The organism is Sphingobium sp. AntQ-1 (genome assembly GCF_028538045.1).
Taxonomy (GTDB): Bacteria; Pseudomonadota; Alphaproteobacteria; order Sphingomonadales; family Sphingomonadaceae; genus Sphingobium; species Sphingobium cupriresistens.
Window position 1 is genome coordinate 3,704,953 of record NZ_CP117158.1, and the last position, 18,752, is coordinate 3,723,704.

At 64.8% G+C, this 18,752-nt stretch carries 18 protein-coding genes; 4 read left to right on the plus strand and 14 right to left on the minus strand.

Going from position 1 to position 18,752, the window contains the following annotated elements:
• Positions 1 to 15 precede the first annotated feature (15 nt).
• Complete coding sequence (locus tag sphantq_RS18555; RefSeq protein ID WP_066601686.1) at positions 16 to 876, minus strand: ABC transporter permease; 861 nt, start codon at positions 874 to 876, stop codon at positions 16 to 18.
• Positions 877 to 993: 117 nt separating this feature from the next.
• On the opposite strand from sphantq_RS18555, the gene sphantq_RS18560 reads away from it, so the two are divergent.
• A complete protein-coding gene (locus sphantq_RS18560; RefSeq protein ID WP_066601682.1) occupies positions 994 to 1,689 on the plus strand; it encodes a GcrA family cell cycle regulator in 696 nt (231 codons plus the stop codon).
• A gap of 70 nt (positions 1,690 to 1,759) precedes the next feature.
• Here the strand turns inward: sphantq_RS18560 and sphantq_RS18565 are convergent, their stop codons facing one another.
• The gene (locus sphantq_RS18565; RefSeq protein ID WP_272799208.1) at positions 1,760 to 2,599 is read right to left on the minus strand and encodes an outer membrane protein; all 840 of its coding nucleotides are present in this window, start codon (positions 2,597 to 2,599) and stop codon (positions 1,760 to 1,762) included.
• A 159-nt stretch (positions 2,600 to 2,758) separates the two neighbouring features.
• Between sphantq_RS18565 and parE the strand changes: the two genes are divergently transcribed.
• Together parE and sphantq_RS18575 are read left to right on the plus strand one after the other, a co-directional pair.
• On the plus strand, positions 2,759 to 4,735 hold the full coding sequence (gene parE, locus sphantq_RS18570; protein WP_272799209.1) for a DNA topoisomerase IV subunit B: 1,977 nt from the start codon (positions 2,759 to 2,761) through the stop codon (positions 4,733 to 4,735).
• Between the two features lie 86 nt (positions 4,736 to 4,821).
• On the plus strand, positions 4,822 to 6,072 hold the full coding sequence (locus tag sphantq_RS18575) for a serine hydrolase (protein WP_272799210.1): 1,251 nt from the start codon (positions 4,822 to 4,824) through the stop codon (positions 6,070 to 6,072).
• Positions 6,073 to 6,178: 106 nt separating this feature from the next.
• On the opposite strand, the gene sphantq_RS18580 is transcribed toward sphantq_RS18575, so the two are convergent.
• The 9 genes from sphantq_RS18580 to uvrC form a co-directional block, all read right to left on the minus strand.
• Positions 6,179 to 6,970, minus strand: a complete 792-nt coding sequence (locus sphantq_RS18580; protein ID WP_066601673.1) for a LysR family transcriptional regulator — start codon at positions 6,968 to 6,970, stop codon at positions 6,179 to 6,181.
• Positions 6,967 to 7,365: a Co2+/Mg2+ efflux protein ApaG gene (gene apaG, locus sphantq_RS18585; protein ID WP_272799211.1), complete on the minus strand. Its 399-nt coding sequence runs from the start codon at positions 7,363 to 7,365 to the stop codon at positions 6,967 to 6,969. Before apaG ends, sphantq_RS18580 begins: the two co-directional genes overlap by 4 nt.
• Before the next feature lie 32 nt (positions 7,366 to 7,397).
• Positions 7,398 to 8,606: a trans-sulfuration enzyme family protein gene (locus sphantq_RS18590; RefSeq protein ID WP_272799212.1), complete on the minus strand. Its 1,209-nt coding sequence runs from the start codon at positions 8,604 to 8,606 to the stop codon at positions 7,398 to 7,400.
• On the minus strand, positions 8,603 to 9,601 hold the full coding sequence (locus sphantq_RS18595; protein ID WP_272799213.1) for a threonine dehydratase: 999 nt from the start codon (positions 9,599 to 9,601) through the stop codon (positions 8,603 to 8,605). The genes sphantq_RS18590 and sphantq_RS18595 overlap by 4 nt, the downstream gene beginning before the upstream one ends.
• A 115-nt stretch (positions 9,602 to 9,716) precedes the next feature.
• Complete coding sequence (locus tag sphantq_RS18600; RefSeq protein ID WP_066601666.1) at positions 9,717 to 10,136, minus strand: hypothetical protein; 420 nt, start codon at positions 10,134 to 10,136, stop codon at positions 9,717 to 9,719.
• Between the two features lie 82 nt (positions 10,137 to 10,218).
• Positions 10,219 to 11,262: a 3-isopropylmalate dehydrogenase gene (gene leuB, locus sphantq_RS18605; RefSeq protein WP_066601665.1), complete on the minus strand. Its 1,044-nt coding sequence runs from the start codon at positions 11,260 to 11,262 to the stop codon at positions 10,219 to 10,221.
• 63 nt (positions 11,263 to 11,325) lie between these two features.
• Positions 11,326 to 12,060 (minus strand): DNA repair protein RecO, encoded by a 735-nt coding sequence (recO, locus tag sphantq_RS18610; protein WP_272799214.1) that lies wholly within the window; start codon positions 12,058 to 12,060, stop codon positions 11,326 to 11,328.
• Positions 12,061 to 12,109: 49 nt separating this feature from the next.
• Positions 12,110 to 13,471 (minus strand): NAD-dependent succinate-semialdehyde dehydrogenase, encoded by a 1,362-nt coding sequence (locus sphantq_RS18615; RefSeq protein ID WP_272799215.1) that lies wholly within the window; start codon positions 13,469 to 13,471, stop codon positions 12,110 to 12,112.
• Between the two features lie 460 nt (positions 13,472 to 13,931).
• Positions 13,932 to 15,845, minus strand: a complete 1,914-nt coding sequence (uvrC, locus tag sphantq_RS18620; protein WP_272799216.1) for an excinuclease ABC subunit UvrC — start codon at positions 15,843 to 15,845, stop codon at positions 13,932 to 13,934.
• A gap of 141 nt (positions 15,846 to 15,986) precedes the next feature.
• On the opposite strand from uvrC, the gene sphantq_RS18625 reads away from it, so the two are divergent.
• A complete protein-coding gene (locus sphantq_RS18625; RefSeq protein ID WP_272799217.1) occupies positions 15,987 to 17,039 on the plus strand; it encodes an NAD(P)-dependent alcohol dehydrogenase in 1,053 nt (350 codons plus the stop codon).
• A 251-nt stretch (positions 17,040 to 17,290) separates the two neighbouring features.
• Here sphantq_RS18625 and sphantq_RS18630 read toward each other — a convergent pair whose 3' ends face one another.
• The 3 genes from sphantq_RS18630 to sphantq_RS18640 form a co-directional block, all read right to left on the minus strand.
• Complete coding sequence (locus sphantq_RS18630) at positions 17,291 to 17,902, minus strand: F0F1 ATP synthase subunit B family protein (RefSeq protein ID WP_066601649.1); 612 nt, start codon at positions 17,900 to 17,902, stop codon at positions 17,291 to 17,293.
• Positions 17,895 to 18,389 (minus strand): F0F1 ATP synthase subunit B family protein, encoded by a 495-nt coding sequence (locus sphantq_RS18635; RefSeq protein ID WP_066601646.1) that lies wholly within the window; start codon positions 18,387 to 18,389, stop codon positions 17,895 to 17,897. Before sphantq_RS18635 ends, sphantq_RS18630 begins: the two co-directional genes overlap by 8 nt.
• A gap of 90 nt (positions 18,390 to 18,479) precedes the next feature.
• Positions 18,480 to 18,707 carry a F0F1 ATP synthase subunit C gene (locus tag sphantq_RS18640; protein ID WP_006961951.1) on the minus strand — a complete coding sequence of 76 codons (228 nt, stop codon included), beginning with the start codon at positions 18,705 to 18,707 and terminating at the stop codon, positions 18,480 to 18,482.
• Between the last annotated feature and the right edge of the window lie 45 nt (positions 18,708 to 18,752).

The following is an 18,752-nucleotide window of genomic DNA, read 5'->3' on the forward strand; positions in this document are numbered from 1 at the left end:
GGCGGCGGCAGCGGATCAAGCCTTGATCTTCCAGCCGCGCTTGAGCAGCGTGTAGCACAATCCACCCAGTATCAGGTTCAGGCCCAGCAGCACGCTGCTGCCCACCACGACATTGGTGTCGGCTGCCGCGACGAAGCCGTAGCGGAAGCCGGAAATGATGTAGAAGAACGGGTTGGCGTGGCTGATCGCCTGGAAAACCGGGGGCAGGCGATCAATTGAGTAGAATGTGCCCGACAGCAGCGCCAGCGGTCCGATCACGAAATTGGTGATCGCCGCGCCATGATCGAATTTTTCCGCCCAGATCGATGTCAACACGCCCAGAAAGGCGATGAAGCTGGTGCCGAGCAGGCCAAACCAGGCGACCGCCCACATATGCGCGGGCGTCACATGGACGCCGGGCCACAAGGCCATGGCCAGCCACAGGGCGAAGCCGACGAACATCGCGCGCGTCACCGACGATGCGACCAGCGCGAACAGCAATTCGCCCACCCCGATCGGCGGCATCAGATAATCCACCAACGTGCCCTGCACCTTGCCCACCATCAGCGCGAAGCTGGCATTGGCGAAGCAGGCGTTAATCATGCCCATGATGATCAGGCCCGGCGCGATGAAGTCGGCGAAGGGCACCGCTTCGCCGCGCAGCAACACGGTCCGCCCGCTGCCGCCCAGCGCGACGATGAATATCACCAGGAACATCAGCGTCGTGATCGCCGGCGCCCAGACGGTCTGGAGTTGCACCTTCAGGAAGCGGCGCACTTCCTTGGCGTAGAGCGCCCAGGTGCCGGCCCAGTTGATGTTGCGAATCTGCGGCACGCCCGGTTCGGGGAATGGCGGCTGTACCGCGGGAGCGGCGTGAATTTTGGGCTGGTCGTTCATGGTTGGATCGACTATCGGCTGGTCCGTTATGCCGCAAGGGGGAAGGTCCAAGGATTTGAACCTGCGGCGTGGCTTCCCATATAGGGAGCCATAGAAGATTTGTGAGGAGTTTTTTCATTGTCCTGGACCGACGAGCGTATCGACCAGCTCAAGGGGATGTGGGAGCGCGGACTGACCGCCAGCCAGATCGCCGATGAACTCGGCGGGGTCAGCCGCAATGCGGTGATCGGCAAGGCGCATCGCCTGGGCCTGCAATCCCGTCCTTCGCCGGTGAAGGCGAATGAGACGCCCAAGAAGGCTGCCGCCCCTGCGCCGCGGAAACCCGCGACCGCCCCGGATGTGGAAGCGTCGCGCGCCGCCGCGCCGGTCGTGTCGGCTCCGGCGCCCATCCGTGCGCCCGTCGCTGCGCCGGCGGCCCCTGCGACGCCGACTCCCGCCGCCGCAGCCGCCACCGATGCACCGCCCCCGCCGCCGCAACCCCGCATCATTTCGGTCGGTCCCGGCGGCTTCCTGCGCCAGGGTCCGGGCGACCAGCAGGCGCCGATCCCGCCCGCCCCGCCGCGCCGCCTGGTGCCGGCAAAGCCGAGCGCCGAGATTGCGGACAAGACGACGCTGCTCGACCTGACCGAGCGGATCTGTAAATGGCCGATGGGGCATCCGGGCGAACCGGACTTTCATTTCTGCGGCGAGCAGGTCAATCCCGGCTTCCCTTATTGCGTCGAACATTGTGGCCGCGCCTATCAGGCGCAGTTGCCCCGCGGCACACGCCGTCCGCCCCCGCCGCTCCCCTTTGGCGGCCCGCGGGTCCGCTGAAGCGTCACGCCAGACGCGAAAAAGGCCCGGCTTCCATTTGGAAGCCGGGCCTTTTTCGTGTTCGTTGCAATCAGAAGCGGAAGCTGGTCGTCACCATCACGCTCTGCGTGTCGAACTTGTCGCCGCGATTCATGCTGGCGCCGCCCGACGGGGTGATGCGGAAGGGATTGGTCGCCGGGGCCGTGCCCGCGCCGACATCGACGCGATAGTCGCCGACATTATAGCGGGTCCACAGATAGCGTGCGCCAATCGAGAAATTATCCGACACCTTGGCTTCGATACCGCCGCCCATCGTGTAGCCCCATGCATCTTCCTTGCGGTCGACTTCGGTGAAGCTGTTGGCGCCATTGCTGGTGCTGAAGCTGTTCTTCACCTTCGCATAGGCAAGGCCGCCGGTGATGTAAGGCATGATGCCGCCGGGGGTCGTATAACCCAGGCGGGCGCGCAGGTTGGCGTTATAGTTGATCCGCCGGGTCATGGTGTAGAAAGCCGGCGTCGTGGAATATTCGGTCACGCTGTCGCTGATATAGGCTTTGCCCGCTTCGGCGACCACGCCCGCGACGATACTGCCAAACTGCCGGTCATAGCCGACATGACCCATCCAGCCGATCGCATCCTTGTCGTCGTCGCAGCCAGCACCTGGCGTGGGGCCGCGCGCCGCGCCGCCGCAGGTGCCCGGCGAAAAGGCGTTGGCGCCCGACGTGGTGCGGATCACGTCATTATAGTCGCCATCGGCGTCCGTATCGAAACGCAGATGTTCGCCCTGGTCGCTTTTCTGCCAATTATAGCCGAAGGAGCCGCCGACATAAGGGCCGCTCCAATCGACCGGCGCGCTGTCCTGCGCAACGGCCGGCATCGCCATGACAAGCGCCAGGGTGGCGCCGAGCGGCGCGATATGCTTGATCTTCATGAATATAGTCTCCTCGCGGGACGGGCCGTTTTCGACCCATCTTCCTGCCGCTAACGAACCCACCGTCCATTTTGTTTCACTGCCTTTTGTGACATATCGTTGCTGCCCGGACATGGCTCGGCGCTTGCGCCCGCCGCGCGCCCGCTTATAGCTTACGGCATGTCCGAAGACCTGTTCGCCGCCAACACCCCCGCCACCCCGCAATATGATGCTTCCACGATCGAGGTGCTGGAAGGGCTGGAGCCGGTCCGTCGCCGCCCCGGCATGTATATTGGCGGCACCGACGAGCGCGCGCTGCATCACTTGGCGTCCGAAGTGCTGGACAACAGCATGGACGAGGCCGTCGCCGGTCACGCCACCCGGATCGAGGTGACGCTGGAGACCGGCAACAAGCTGACCATTACCGACAATGGCCGCGGCATTCCGGTGGATGCGCATCCCAAATTTCCCGGCAAGTCGGCGCTGGAGGTCATCATGACCACGCTCCATTCGGGCGGCAAGTTCGAGGGGAAGGCCTATGCCACGTCGGGCGGTCTGCACGGCGTGGGCATTAGCGTGGTCAATGCGCTGTCGACCGACACGGTGGTCGAAGTCGCGCGCAACAAGGAACTGTTTCGCCAGAAATTTGCGCAAGGCCTGCCCGTCACGACGCTGGAAAAAGTCGGTGCGGCGCCCAACCGGCGCGGCACGTTGGTCAGCTTCGTCCCCGACACCGAGATTTTCGGCGAGCAGAAGTTCAAGCCCGCCCGTCTGCATCGCCTGGCGCGGTCCAAGGCCTATCTGTTTGCGGGCGTCGAAATCCGCTGGAAATGCGCGCGCGAACTGATCAGCGACGATACGCCAGCGGAGGCGGTGTTCCAGTTTCCCGGCGGCCTGGCCGATCATCTGAAGGAACAGGTGGGCGGCCGCGATTGCGCGACCAGCGTCTTTTTTTCGGGCAATCAGGATTTTCCCGACACGGCTGGCCGGGTCGAATGGGCGGTCGCCTGGCCGCTGTGGTCCGATGGCAGCTATAGCTGGTATTGCAACACCATCCCGACCCCCGATGGCGGCACCCATGAAGCGGGCCTGCGCACCGCTCTGGTCAAGGGCATCCGCGCCTTTGCCGAACTGATCGGGCAGAAGAAGGGCAAGGACATCACCGCCGACGACATCATGACGTCATCGGAAATCATGCTGTCCGTCTTCATCCGCGATCCGCAGTTTCAGAGCCAGACCAAGGATCGACTGACCAGCCCCGACGCCGCGCGACTGGTGGAAAATGCGGTGCGCGACCATTTCGACCATTATCTGACCGACCATATGGATCGGGGCAAGGCGCTGCTCGCCTATGTGCTCGACCGGATGGATGAGCGCCTCAAGCGCAAGCAGGAGAAGGAGGTCAAGCGCAAGACCGCGACCAACAGCCGCAAACTGCGCTTGCCCGGAAAGCTGACGGATTGTTCGAACGACGACCCGGAAGGTGCTGAAATCTTTCTGGTCGAAGGCGATTCGGCGGGCGGCTCCGCCAAGCAGGCGCGCGACCGCAAGACCCAGGCGATCCTGCCCCTGCGCGGCAAGATACTGAATGTCGCATCCGCCAATAATGCCAAGATCCTGGCCAATCAGGAAATCGCCGACATGATCCTGGCGCTGGGCTGCGGCACGCGCAAGGATTGCAACCCGGATCATCTGCGCTACGAACGCATCGTCATCATGACCGACGCCGATGTGGACGGCGCGCATATCGCGACGCTTCTGATGACCTTCTTCTTTCAGGAAATGCCCGAACTGGTGCGGCGCGGGCATCTCTATCTCGCCCAGCCGCCGCTCTATCGGCTCGTGGCGGGCGGCAAGAGCCTCTACGCCAAGGACGACGCCCATCGCGAACAGCTGATGGCGAAGGAGTTCAAGGGCAAGAAGGTAGAAGTCAGCCGCTTCAAGGGGCTGGGCGAAATGAACCCGATGCAGTTGCGTGAAACCACCATGGACCCCAAGACCCGGATGCTGATCCGCATCACCCTGCCCGACGATGTCGAGGACCGGGCGCAGGTGCGCGATCTGGTTGATCGGCTGATGGGCACCAACCCCGCGCATCGCTTCGCCTTCATCCAGGAAAATGCCGCGGCGGTGGACGAGGAAGCGATCGACGCTTGAATAGGGCTATGGTCCGTCAGAAGCGTGCTGCCGCTTTCGCAGGAGCCCGCTGTGCCAGGCTCCTTGTCCTGCTATGCCTATTCGTCATGGCCGTATTTCCTTCCCCTTCCCGTGCTGCCCCCTCCCCCGCCTATCAGGCCCGTGCGGTACAACTGCTCCGCATCCTCAGCGCGCCCGGCGGCGAGGAGGCCTATTTCTCTACCCTCTTTCTCGACGCCGTGCCGGTGGATCGCTGGCGCGCCATCGCCGCCGACCTGCGCGCCCAGCATGGCGAACCGCTTTCGCTCGGCGCGGTGCGGACCGACAGCGCCACTGCCGGGCAGGTCGAAATCCGCTATGAACGCGCCACTGTAGGCTTTACCCTGGTGGTCGCGCCGCAAACGCCCCATCTGGTCGTCGGCCTGCATATCGTGGGCGCCCGCACCGCCAATGACAGCCTGGACAAGGTCATGGCCGACGTCGCCGCCTTGCCCGGCGCCACCGCCGTCGCGATCGCGCAACTGACCGACTCCGGTCCGCAATGGCTGCATGTCCACCGCGCCGACGTGCAGATGGCGACCGGCTCCAGCTTCAAGCTGTATATCCTCGCCGAACTGGCGCGCGCGGCGGCGGCGCGCGAGCGACGGTGGAGCGATGTCATTCCTCTAGGCCCGAAAAGCTTTTCCGGGCGGCTGATGAACTGGCCCGACCGTGCGCCGATGACGCTGCACAGCTTGGCCACGGCGATGATCGCCGAAAGCGACAATAGCGCGAGCGATACGCTGCTTCGCGCGCTGGGGCGGGATCGGGTAGACGCCATGCTGGCCACGACCGGCCATTCAGACGCGGCCAAAGCGCTGCCTATACTCAGCACCGCCGAAGCCTTCGCGCTCAAAATGCCCGTCAATGCCGACCTGCGCCACCGTTACGCAACGGGATCGCTCGCTGACCGTCGCGGGCTGCTGCACGATGCGGCTCGCCGCCTGACCGCCGACAAGGTGGATGTGGGCAGCGTGGCCGAAATACCCACGGCGATCGACAGCATCGAATGGTTCGCATCATCAAGGGACATGATCGGCCTGCTCGACTGGCTGCGCCTGCATGGCGGCGACGCGCTGCCGATCCTGGCCGTCAACCCCGGCATCGCGCCCGCCGATGCGAAACGCTGGCGTTATCTGGGCTATAAGGGCGGCAGCGAACCCGGCGTGATGGCGATGAACATGCTGGGCCAGGCACCGAACGGCGCTTGGTATGCCGTCAGCGGCAGTTGGAACAACCCGACGGCGCGGGTGGATGAAGGAAAGTTCGTGGCGCTGATGACGCGGGCGATGAATCTGGCGGCGGCAGATGGGCGTTGATGACGACCACGTCTTATTCGCCGACTTTCTTAAACCCGGAAAAGTGAGATCCCGGCCTTCGATGGGACAACCATAGTGAGTGGCTGAAAATGGCCGACAACAGCCCTTACCCCGTCAGCGCCTCGACCAGCGCCTTGACCTTCTTCTGCCGCCATTGCGGCAACGGCGCTATCAGCCAATAAGCGAGCAGCGTCGGGGTCGTATCGCCCACCTGCCGCACCCGGCCCGCCGCCAGATCGGCCTGCGCCAGCAGCAGCGGCACGCGCGCACGGCCAAAGCCGCTGGCCGCCGCCTCGATCGCCAGCCCTCCATCGGCAACGCGAATGATCGCGGGCTTGTCGCCCGCCGGGCAACCGGGCCAATCGATGCGATGATCGGGGCCACCCGCCGCCGCCTCGACCGTGACATAGGCAGCTTCGCCGATCTTGACGCCTTCATGCTCGCCTGCACCGTCGGCCAGCCGTATCGCGATGTCCAGATTGGCCTCGGTAAAATCGAGCGCCTCGTCCGCCGCGATCAATTGGAAAGTCAGGTCGGACTGGCCGGCGGCATAGGCGGCCAGCCGCGGCTGGAGCCATTTGCCGGTGATATCGCGCGGCGCGGCGATGGTCAGCGCATGGCTGGACTGGCCCGCCTGCATCGCCCGCACCGCTTCCTCGAACTCCAGGAAGCCGGCGCGCAGCGCGTCAAGGCCGCCCTCCGTTTCCGGCGTCAATTCCAACCCCTTGGGCGTGCGGCGGAAGAGGACGACGCCCAGCATATCCTCCAACGCGCGAATCTGTTGCCCCACGGCGGCCGGCGTCACCGCCAGTTCGTCCGCGGCACGGGTGAAGGATAGGTGCCGCGCGGCCGCGTCCAGCACGCGCAGACCGTTGAGCGGCAAATGGGTCCGCTTCATTCGGCCACCGCCGGGGCGATCAGGGCGAAATGGGGGATCGCCACATCGAACGTCTCACCGCCAACGCCGATCATCCGATAGCTGCCCTTCATCGACCCGGTCGGCGTATTGAGAGGGCAACCCGATACATAGTCATAGCTTTTCCCCGGCTGCACCACCGGCTGTTCACCGACCACGCCATCGCCATCGACCATATGCTGCCCGCCGCGTCCGTCGGTGATGATCCAGTGGCGGGTCAGGAGTTGCACCGGCTGGTCGCCCTGATTTTCGATGCGGATATGATAGGCCCAGAACCAGCGGCCCCGGTCCGGCTCCGACTGTTCGGGCAGGAAGGTGACCGCGACATGGACGATGATGTCCCGCGTGGTGGCGTGGAAGGGGAAGAGCGCGTTCACGTCTCAGAAATGCGCCCTAACCCCCTCATTCGTCAACGCCCTATCGAACGCAGCGCCTGATCGAGGTCGGCGATGACATCGTCCGCATCCTCCAGACCGACGTTGAGGCGCAGCATGTCTTCGGTGATGCCTACTTCCAGCCGCGCCGCTTCCGCCATGCCGAAATGGGTGGTCGAGGCAGGGTGGGTCATCAACGAACGCGAATCGCCGATATTGTTGCTGATGTCGACCAGTTCCAGGGCGTTGAGCAGGCCGTGCGCCTCCGCCCGGCCACCACCGACATAGAGCGAGAAGATCGGGCCGGCCATGGCCATCTGACTCATGGCGAGCGCGTGCTGGGGATGGCTTTGCAGGCCGGGATAGAGCACCTTGGCGACGCGCCCTTCGAGGAAGGCGGCTACCTTCAGCGCATTTTCGCTCTGGCGGCGGATGCGCAGGTCGAGCGTTTCCAGCCCCTTGAGCACCACCCAGGCGTTGAAGGCGGCGAGTGTGGGGCCGGTGTTGCGGTGGAAGGGCAGCAGGACATTGTCGATCCAGTCGCGCGTGCCGCAAATGGCGCCGGCCAGGACGCGGCCCTGCCCGTCCATCATCTTGGTCGCGCTATAGGCCACGACGTCCGCGCCGAAGTCCATTGGCCGCTGCAAGGCGGGCGTGGCGAAAGCATTGTCCACAACACTGGTGATGCCATGCGCCCTGGCGATGGCGCAGACCGCCGCGAGATCGACGATGTCCATCGTCGGGTTGGCGGGTGTTTCAAAGAAGAATACCTTGGTATTGGGCCGGATCGCCGCTTGCCAGGCCGCGGTGTCGCTGCCATCGATCGTGGTCGTTTCGATCCCGAATTTGGGCAACAGCGTGTCGGTCAGCCAGCGGCACGAGCCGAAGGCCGCCTTGGCGCCCACGACATGATCGCCCGCCGACAGCTGGCACAGCAGCGCGGCAGTCATTGCAGCCATGCCGGTGGCGGTGGCGCGGCAGGCCTGCGCCCCTTCGAGCAGGGCGATGCGCTGTTCCAGCATCTCCACCGTCGGGTTCTGGAGCCGCGAATAGGTCATGCCTTGCTGTTCACCAGCGAAGCGCGCGGCCGCGTCCTCCGCCCGGTCGTAGCTATAGCCGCTGGTCAGGAACAGGGCTTCGGAGGTCTCGCCATATTCGCTGCGCGCCGTGCCGCCCCGGATCGCGAGCGTCGCGGGTTTCCAGCTCTTGGTGATGTCGGGATTTTGTCCGCTCTTGCGCTTCATATCGCTTTCCGCATGTCCATCGTCACTTGCGGCGTGGCGCCGCCCAATATCTCGGCCATCTGGCTCATGTCGCCATTACCGCCCGACAGGATAACCGCAACCTTCTTGCCGCGCATTCGGTCCTTTTCCTGCAAAAGCGCGGCCAGAGCAACGGCGCCTGCCCCTTCGGCGAGGTTATGCGTATCCTGCCAGTAGATGCGGATCGCCTGCGCCACCTCATCATCGGTGACGCCCACGAAGCGATCGGCGCGCGGCCCGAAATAGTCGAGCGCCGCCTGGACCGGGGTGCAGACCGCGACGCCATCGGCAAAGGTGTAGGCGGTGGGGCTAGACACCAATCGTCCGGCTTCGAAGCTGCGCTTGGCCGCATCGACATGGGCGGACACGACGCCGACCACCTTGGTCTTCAGGCCCAGCGCATCGCGCGCGGCGATCGTGCCGCACAGGCCCGATCCGCAGCCGACCGGGACATAGACGGTATCAAGGTCGGGCACCGCATCGAATAGTTCCAGGCCATAGCTGGCAACGCCGCGCACCAGTTCGTCATGATAGGCCGGGACCATGAATAGGCCCTGCTGCGCCGACAGGCGGATCGCTTCGGCCTTCGCGCTGTCGAAATCATGGCCATGTTCGATCAATGTCGCGCCGAATGCGCGCATCGCCGCGTTCTTTTCAAGGGCATTGCCATGGGGCACGACGATGGTGGCGGCGATACCGGCGGCGGTCGCGGCGCGCACCTGCGCCTGGCCGTGATTGCCGCGGGTCGCGGTGATGATGCCCTTCACCTCCGGATGGGTGCGCCGCAGCCAGTCGATATAGGTGATCGCGCCCCGCGCCTTGAACGCGCCGGTCGGGGTGTGATTCTCATGCTTGACCCACAGGTCGCAGCCGGCCCGCTGGCCCAACAGCGGCCAGGCATATTGCGGGGTCGGCGGAACCTGGGCATGGACCATGTCGGCGGCAGCGCGGAGGCTGGACAGGGAGAAATCGTTCATCCCGTCGCCCCTAATGGCCATGCAGAGTGTAGGACAGAACCGATAGTGCGCAATTGGCCCTGTAAGTGGCCCTGCCCGACCAGTCCGGCCAGCCTGTCCGGTCAAACCAAGCCCGTCAGGCGGCGCGGCGCGGCGCGTCCACCATCAGCGGGTGAAGATGCCGCTCCTCCCATGTCATCCGGTCCAGCAGGCCCTGTTGCAGTTCCAGCACGGCGTCGCGATAGCCGTGCCAGTCCTGGGTGATCTGCGCCGGGGTCCAGTCCTTGATATGATCGCTGTAGCGCAGGAACAGGGCGACCATCGCGCGGCTGTGATCGCGCATGACAGAGTCCGCCTGCGCCGCCGTCGACCCGCTGCGCAGCGCCACCACCAGCGCATCTTCCCGGCCCATATGGTCGCGGAACAGTTGCGAAAAGGCGATGCGCCGGCGGGCGATGTCCGGCAGCGCCTCCGGCCCGCGGGTGCGCATGATATGCGCAAATTCCCCCATCATGCCCCGCAGGGCATCATGGTCCCGTGTCAATTGCATCAACATAGTGCGTCCCCGTTTTCCCATTAGATCGGTCGAAGGACGCAAAAGTTAAGGAAATTTCCCGGCTATGCGACGAACCGAGCGGTCAGAGCACAGCCAGAACCGCGTCGCCCATCTCCACGGTCGACATGGTCCCGCCCAGATCGGGCGAGCGCGCGCCGTCGGCCAGCGCCTTGGCCACAGCGGCTTCGATCCGATCGGCCTGTTCGGGCAGGTTCAGCGAATAGCGCAACATCATCGCCGCCGACAGGATCGTCGCGAGCGGATTGGCCTTGCCCGTGCCGGCAATGTCGGGGGCGGAGCCATGGATCGGCTCGTAAAGGCCCTGGCCGCTGCCGTTCAGCGTGGCCGAAGCCAGCATCCCGATGGAGCCGACGCACATGCTCGCCTGATCAGAAAGAATGTCGCCGAACAGGTTGCCGGTGACGATGACGTCGAACTGGCCGGGGTTGCGGACCAACTGCATCGCGGCGTTGTCGACATACATGTGGCTGAGCGCCACGTCGGGATAGTCGGCCGACACGGCGATCACCACGTCGCGCCAGAGCTGGCTGGTTTCCAGTACATTGGCCTTGTCTACCGAGCAGAGCTTGCCACGACGCGCGCGCGCGGCCTGAAAACCGGCATGGGCGATACGGCGCACTTCGGCTTCGTTGTACGACATGACGTCATAACCTTCGCGCAGGCCGTCGGCGGTGGTGCGGAAGCCCTTTTCGCCGAAATAGACATCGCCATTGGTTTCGCGGACGATCAGCAGGTCGATGGCGCTGGCGACTTCGGGGCGCAGCGCGGATTCGTCGGCCAGTTCGGGGAAAACCTTGGCCGGGCGCAGGTTGGAGAAGAGGCCCAATTCCTTGCGCAGGCCCAATATCGCCTGTTCGGGGCGCAGGCGCCGTTCCAGCGCATCGCAGTCGGGATCGCCGACCGCGCCGAACAATATGGCGTCTGCGCGCTTGGCCAGGTCCAGCGTTTCGGGCGGCAGCGGATGGCCGACCGCCTTATAGGCCGCGCCGCCGACCAGCCCGTCTTCATAGGTCAGGCCGTCGATCGCCAGCGCATCGAGCACACGCACGGCCTGCGCGACGATTTCTGGACCGATGCCGTCTCCGGGAAACAGGGCGATCAACATGGCGAGACTCCTTATATTGCGTGGCTGATATTGCGTGGCTGGCCCTTATGGAGACAGAAGGTTTCACGCAACCGCCCTTTTCAGCCGGTCGACCAGTCTTTCGCGCGCCGCGAGTATGTCGGCGCGCCGATCGATCAGGATGGAGCGTTCGAGGAAGAAGCCGGTGAGGCGCAGCCCGTCCAATATCTGCGTCCAGTCGCCCATGCCGCCTTCGATCAGGAAGGGGGGCAGCGGCAGCAACCGGGCTTCATAGCCGACCGCCGCCGCGCGGCTGACCGCTGCGGCGCTGCGCGGGCTGACATAGGCGAGGTCGTCCGTATCCCCGCCCACGGCGCAGCGCGTCAGGTCGAGGCCGAAGCCCAGTTCGGCCAGCAGCAGCAATTCGTAGCGCACCAGCGCCACCGCCCAGCCGCGCGCCGCCGGGGCCGCCTCCACCGCGCCCAGCACGCCGTCGAGCGCCTGATGCAACGCCGGATAGGGCGTACCTTCCGGCAGCGCCGCGGCGGTCAGGGCGCAGCTCCAGTCGATCGCCACGGCCGGCAGCGGTTCAGCCAGCAGCGGCGCACGGCTCTGCGCCAGTTCGACGGTCAGGCCGGCCAGTTGATCCTCCGTCCGGGCGCGGAAATCGGCCTTCACGATATTGCCGGGAAGCAGCACCGGGCGCAAAGCCCGCGACCGACCGCCACGGACATAGCCGGGTAGCAGGCCATGATCGGGCGTCAGCAGCCGTATAATCGCGCCATGTTCGCCATGATGGCGCACGGCGCAAACGATCGCGGTGGTGCTGAGGCTGGGCATGACGCTTGTCTGTACGTCCAAGCATGGCGGTAGGAAAGCGGTTCGCCGATCATTCGTTCCGATAGACGCTCTTCAAATTCATGAATTCGTGCAGCCCGAACGGGCCGAGTTCGCGGCCATGGCCCGAACGCTTGACGCCGCCGAAAGGGGCTTCCGGGGCGGAGGCCAGCATCTGGTTCACCGCCGTCATACCGGCCTGGATGTCGCGGATGAAGCGCGCCTCTTCCGCCGCGTCCGTCGTCCAGACCGACGAACCGAGGCCGAAGGGAATGCCATTGGCGATGGCGATCGCGTCGTCGACGTCCGCGGCCCGGAACAGCATGGCGATGGGGCCGAAAATCTCTTCCCCCATCAACGCGGGGTCGGTGGGCACATCGGTCAATATACCGGCATTCATGTAGGCGCCGGGACCGGGCAGCGCTTCGCCACCGATCAGTGTCGCGCCCGCCGCCTTCATCTTCCACACTTGTTCCTGCACGGTGCGGCGCTGTTCCTCGCTGGAGAGCGGCCCCATGTCGCTCGCCGGATCGAAGGGATCCCCCGCCTTCACCGCCGCCATCGCGGCCGAGAAGCGGTCCAGAAATGCGTCATAAATATCGGTATGGACGATCATCCGCTTGCCGCAGATGCAGGACTGGCCGCTATTCTGGACCCGCGCCATTACCGCCTGCTTGACCGCCGCGTCGAGATCGGCCGAGGGCATGACGATGAACGGGTCCGCACCGCCCAGTTCCAGCACCACCTTCTTGAGCGCCCTGCCCGCCTGTTCCGCCACGGCGCGACCCGCGCCCTCGCTGCCGGTCAGGGTGACGGCGGCGACGCGATCGTCGGCTATGATCGCCGCCACCGCGTCCGAGCGGATCGGCAGGTTCTGGAACAAACCATCGGGCGCGCCGGCCACGCCCATCATCTCCTGCATCAGCGCGGCGACGCCCTGCACATTGCTGGCATGTTTGAGCAGTCCGACATTGCCGGCGAGGATGCAAGGGGCAAGGAAGCGGGCGACCTGCCAATAGGGGAAATTCCACGGCATCACCGCCAGCACCGGACCGATCGGCAGCCAGACATAATCGGCTTTCCCCCCGGCGGCGAGCGGGATGCTGCCGCCCTCCAGCATGGCCGGGCCGGCTTGCGCGTAATGGCGGAAGGCGGCGACGCATTTGTCGACCTCCGCCAGCGCTGATTTCAGCGTCTTGCCCATTTCCAGAGTCGCCATGCGGGCGAGGCGATCGCGGTTATCGTGATAGGCGTCGGCCAAGGCGGTGAGGAGCGCGGTGCGATCCGAGATGGGGGTGGTCCGCCATGTCGCGAAGGTCGCGGTCGCTTGGTCGAGCGCGGCGTCGATCTGCGCTTCGGTCAATTGTTCGTGGGTGGCGATCTTCTCTCCGGTCGCGGGGTTGATGCTTTTCATGGTCGGCTCCGGGGTGATTCGGGTGGGGGAAGGCGATGCAGGCCGCCTTTGCAGGGTCACAACGCGGTCATGGTGCCGAAGTTCACACCGTTGCTGGATATGGAAAAGCGCGGGGAAATGGGGCTGATCGTACCGAGAAAGCCCCGGTCAGCTGTTTGGCGCGCGTCGCCGGCGCGCCATGTAGGTCATAGTGACGCAAGCCTGCCGCGCCGGGTGGGTCACGGGATTTTTGGTGCGGGCTGCGGGGAGTCAGGCGGCGGAGCGTGTGGATCATCCACCATGGTAGATCAGAGAAAATCCTACATTGGTAGAAGGGGTGTTTGGGTGCACATGGGGCAGGCAGCGGGATGCCGGGTCAAGCCCGCATGAAAGGAGCGGCGTTACTGCAAACGACCATTTGCTCCCGCTAATCTTAGCCCTCTCCCGCTTTTCGCCCCACCCGACCACTCCGCCCGCCCCATCATCCATGAAAATAATCATAGACCTGTTGCGCGACCGCCTTCGACACGCCGGGCGCTCTCGCCAAATCGTCCAGCGCGGCGTCGCGGACCGCGCGGGCGGTGCCGAAATGCATCAGCAGGGCCTTCTTGCGCGCGGGACCGATGCCGGGCACTTCGTCCAGCGACGACACGGTGATCGCTTTGCTGCGCTTGGCGCGATGCGCGCCGATGGCGAAGCGATGCGCTTCATCGCGAAGCCTTTGCAGGTAGAAGAGGACGGGATGGTTGACGGGGAAATTGATTTCGCGCCCATCGAGCATGTGGAAGATTTCGCGCCCGTCGCGGCCATGATGCGGCCCCTTGGCGACGCCGATCATGGTGACATCCTCTATGCCCATTTCCTCCAATATCGCGCGGGCGGCCGATAGCTGCCCCTTGCCGCCGTCGATCAGCACGAGGTCGGGCCATTCGCCGCTGTCGCGATCCGGGTCTTCCTTTTGCGCGCGCCCGAAGCGCCGTTCGAACATGTCGCGCATCATCGCGAAATCATCGTTCGAGATTTCGGGATTCTTCATGTTGAACTTGCGATAGGCGTTTTTGCGGAAGCCTTCCGGCCCCGCGACGACCATCGCCCCAAGGGCGTGAGCGCCCTGAATGTGGCTGTTGTCGTAAATCTCGATCCGGTCTGGCACGCCCTCCAGCCCGAAGGCCTCGACCAGTTCGTCGAGGATCTTGCCCTGGCTGGTGGTTTCCGCCAGCCGCCGGTCCAGCGCCTCGACCGCGTTGCGTTGCGCCTGTTTGATGAGGCGGGTGCGGTCGCCGCGCTGGGGCACTTCGATGCGGACCTTGCCCCCGGCCCGTGCGCTCAATGCCAGCGCCATCAATTCGCATTCGGCGGGCTGGCGATCGGCCAGGATCAGGCGGGGCGGCGGCACCTCCTCGTAAAATTGCGCCATGAAGCTTTCCAGCACCTCATCCTCCGCCACGTCGGTCGTGTGGACGGGGAAGAAGCTGCGATGGCCCCAATTCTGGCCGCCTCGGATGAAGAAAGCCTGGATGCACATCGCCCCGCCCTTTGCCGCCAGCGCGAAGATGTCGGCATCGCCCAGCCCTTCGGCATTGATCGCCTGCGACCCTTGAATGAAGGTCAGCGCCTTCAGCCGGTCGCGGATGACCGCCGCCTGCTCGAAATCCAGCGATTCTGCCGCCTGCTCCATCGCGACGCCCAGCTTCTTTTGCACCGCGGTCGATTTGCCGCCCAGGAAATCCTGCGCGTCATTGACCAGTTCGGCATAGCCTGCCGCGTCGATCCGGTCGACGCAGGGGGCCGAGCAGCGCTTGATTTGATAGAGGAGGCAGGGGCGCGAGCGGTTGGCGAAAAAGCTGTCGGTGCAGGAGCGGAGCAGGAACAGCTTTTGCAGCGCGTTGATGGTGCGCGTGACCGACCCGGCGCTGGCGAAGGGGCCATAATAGCGCCCCTTATATTTGCGCGCGCCGCGATGCTTCTGCACGCGAGGGAAGGCATGATCCTCCCGCAGCAGGATGAAAGGGAAGCTTTTGTCGTCGCGCAGCAGGACATTGTAGGGCGGGCGGTAGCGCTTGATCAGTTGCGCTTCCAGCAGCAGCGCTTCGGCTTCGCTGTTGGTGGTGACGATGGTCATGCTGCGGGTCTGGGCCACCATGCGCTGGAGCCGGCGCGGCAGGCGATCGACCTGGGTGTAATTGGCGACGCGATTCTTGAGCGCCCGCGCCTTCCCCACATAGAGTATGTCGCCGCGCGCATCGTGCATCCGGTAAACGCCGGGACGGATCGGCAGCGTCTTGAGCGTGGTGCGGATCGCCTCCACGCCCATGTCGATATCCGGCTGGCTGCCGGTGACGGTGAAGCTTGCCTTGTCTTCGCTGAAGCGATCGGGGGATTGCGGGCCGGACATGGGGGCAGAGATAGCGTGCGCGGCTTCTTTGGCAATGGCAGGGGTTGATGCGCCGCGTCCAACGCCTATCTATACCGTACCGTACAAAAAGATGCGGCCATTCCCCCCATCAACAATCATCAGCATCAGAGGGACCACCCAATGAGCGTAAAAGCCTATGGCGCTTATGCGGCCGACAAGCCGTTGGAAGCCATCACCATCGAGCGCCGCCCAGTCAGCGCCCATGACGTCCAGATCGCCATCGCCTATTGCGGCGTGTGCCATTCCGACCTGCACCAGGTCCGGTCCGAATGGGACGGCACGCTGTATCCCTGCGTTCCCGGCCATGAAATCGTCGGCCATGTGACCGCCGTCGGCGATCATGTCGCCAAGTTCAAGGTCGGCGACACGGTCGGCGTTGGGTGCATGGTCGATAGTTGCCAGTCCTGCGCGTCATGCGACGAAGGGCTGGAGCAATATTGCGAGACGGGTTTCGTAGGCACCTATAATGGCGCGACTGACGATGCGCCGGGCCATACGCTGGGCGGCTATTCGCAGAGCATCGTCGTGAAGGATGATTTCGTCCTGAAGATCAGTCATGCGGAGGACCAGTTGGCGGCCGTTGCGCCGCTGCTGTGCGCAGGCATCACCACCTGGTCGCCGCTGCGCCATTGGAAGGTCGGGCCGGGCATGAAGGTGGGCATCGTCGGCATCGGCGGGCTGGGCCATATGGGCGTAAAGCTGGCGCACGCGCTGGGCGCGCATGTCGTCGCTTTCACTACGTCGGAGGCCAAACGGCAGGACGCGCTGGCGCTGGGCGCGGACGAGGTGATCGTGTCGCGCAATGCGGACGAGATGGCGGCGCACGCGGGCAGCTTCGACTTCATCCTGAACACGGTCACGGCCAGCCATGACCTGGATGCGTTCACCGCGCTGTTGAAGCGGGACGGCACGCTGACGCTGGTGGGTGTTCCCGAACATGCCCACCCGTCGCCCAATGTCGGTGCGCTGATTTTCAAGCGGCGGGCGATCGCCGGGTCGCTGATCGGCGGCATCGCCGAAACGCAGGAGATGCTGGATTTCTGCGCGGAGAAGGGCATTACGTCCGAGATCGAGATGATCGCGATCCACGATATCGAGACAGCCTATGCGCGGATGCAGAAAAGCGACGTCAAATATCGCTTCGTGATCGACAGCGCCACGCTGGCGGCGTGAGGCAGGGCCGGCGGCTTCGGCCGCCCGCCTGAAAGATGAGGACGCTCAAATCGAACCCTCTTCTTCCGTTCTCTTCAGGCGTGTCGAGAAGCGCTTAACGCTGTGCCCGCGTTTTTCGACTATGCTCGAACCGAACCGATCAAGGTGAAATTGCCACGCATTGAGTCCGCCCCAAGCGCTTGGGACGGATGAACGAAAAGGGGCCGGTGCGACGATGCGCACCGGCCCCTTTTTCGTCTAAATCGAACCGATCAGTTGATGGTGCCGAGCCCGCCAATGGCGCTATCGACCAGCGCCTTGTCGGCCTTGGCGTCATGGCCCTGGGCGATCAGCACCGCGGCGGCGGCGGTGGCCGCGTTCACGGCCTTCGCCCGGATGCCGGCGACGGCGGCGCGTTCGGCGGCGCCGATCTTGTCTTCCGCCATCTTCTGACGACGGGCGACGAGATCCTCCGCGCTGACCTTGGCATCCGCGATCAGCCCTTCGGCTTCATGCTCCGCCGCCCTGCGCATGGCGTCGGCCTCACCGGCCGCCGCGGCCAGCTTGGCTTCATATTCGCCCTTGAGCGCTTCGGCCTCGGCGCGCAGGCGCGAAGCTTCGGCCAGTTGCTCCTTGATCTGGGCGATCCTGCCGTCCAGCGCGCCGCCGATCAGGGCAGGCACTTTCTTGATCAGCAGGATGACGATGAAGGCCGCCATCGCCAGGCTGACCCAGGCGGTTGCGTCCATGCCGACCGCCTGCGGATCGGTATGGGGCACGACGCCTTCATGCGCGACAGTGCCGACAGGCTCCATGCCTTCGCTGTGGATCGCCTCGTTCAAGTGCGGAACCTCCGATGCGCTATGGGATGCTGCCTCAGCCATGGGCCAGTGCCGCCTTTACTGCATTGCGGGCGGCATCGTCCGACGCTTCCACGCCGGAGATGCGGGCCACCATGTCGCGCGCCGCATCGGCGGCGACGGTTTCGATTTCTGCCATCGCGGCTTCGCTGGCGCCCTTGATACGGGCTTCGGCGGCGGCGATCTTGTCTGCGACCACCGCATCGGCGGCGGCCAGCTTCACTTCGGTCGCCTTGGCGGCGTCGCTCTTGGCTTTGGCCAGAGTCGCCTGGGCGGCCGCGCGGTTGCCGGCGTCACGGACGCGATAGTCTGCTTCCGCTTCATCAGCGCGGGCGAAGGCGGCCTTCGCCGCGTCCAGATCGCCACTGATCTTAGCGTCGCGCGCGTCCGCCGTGCCCTGCACCTTGGGCACCATGCCAAGGCCGATGACGAAGAAGACGAGGCCGAAGGTCAGCAGCAACCAGAAAATCTGGCTGGAGTAGGTATCGGCGATTTGCGCGATTTGAGGCATTTTACGGTCCGTCCGATCAGAGGGCGGTCAAATAGAGGGAGCGGGCAGGCCATGGCGTGAAGCCGCCCTGCCCGCTCCGAATGTCGTGTGTTAGGCCACGAACACCAGGATCATGGCGATAACGAACGCCAGCAGACCCAGAAGTTCCGCCGCGGCGAAACCGATGAACAGGCGACCCTGCTGGCCGTCGGCAGCGCCCGGATTGCGCAGCGCGCCTTCGAGGAACGCGCTGAACACGTTGCCCACACCGAGGGCGGCGATGCCCGCACCGATCGCGGCCAGGCCAGCACCGAGCAGCTTTGCGGCTTCTGCGTCCATGGTATAAACTCCTTCTTTAGAATAATGATGATGTTGACGAAATTA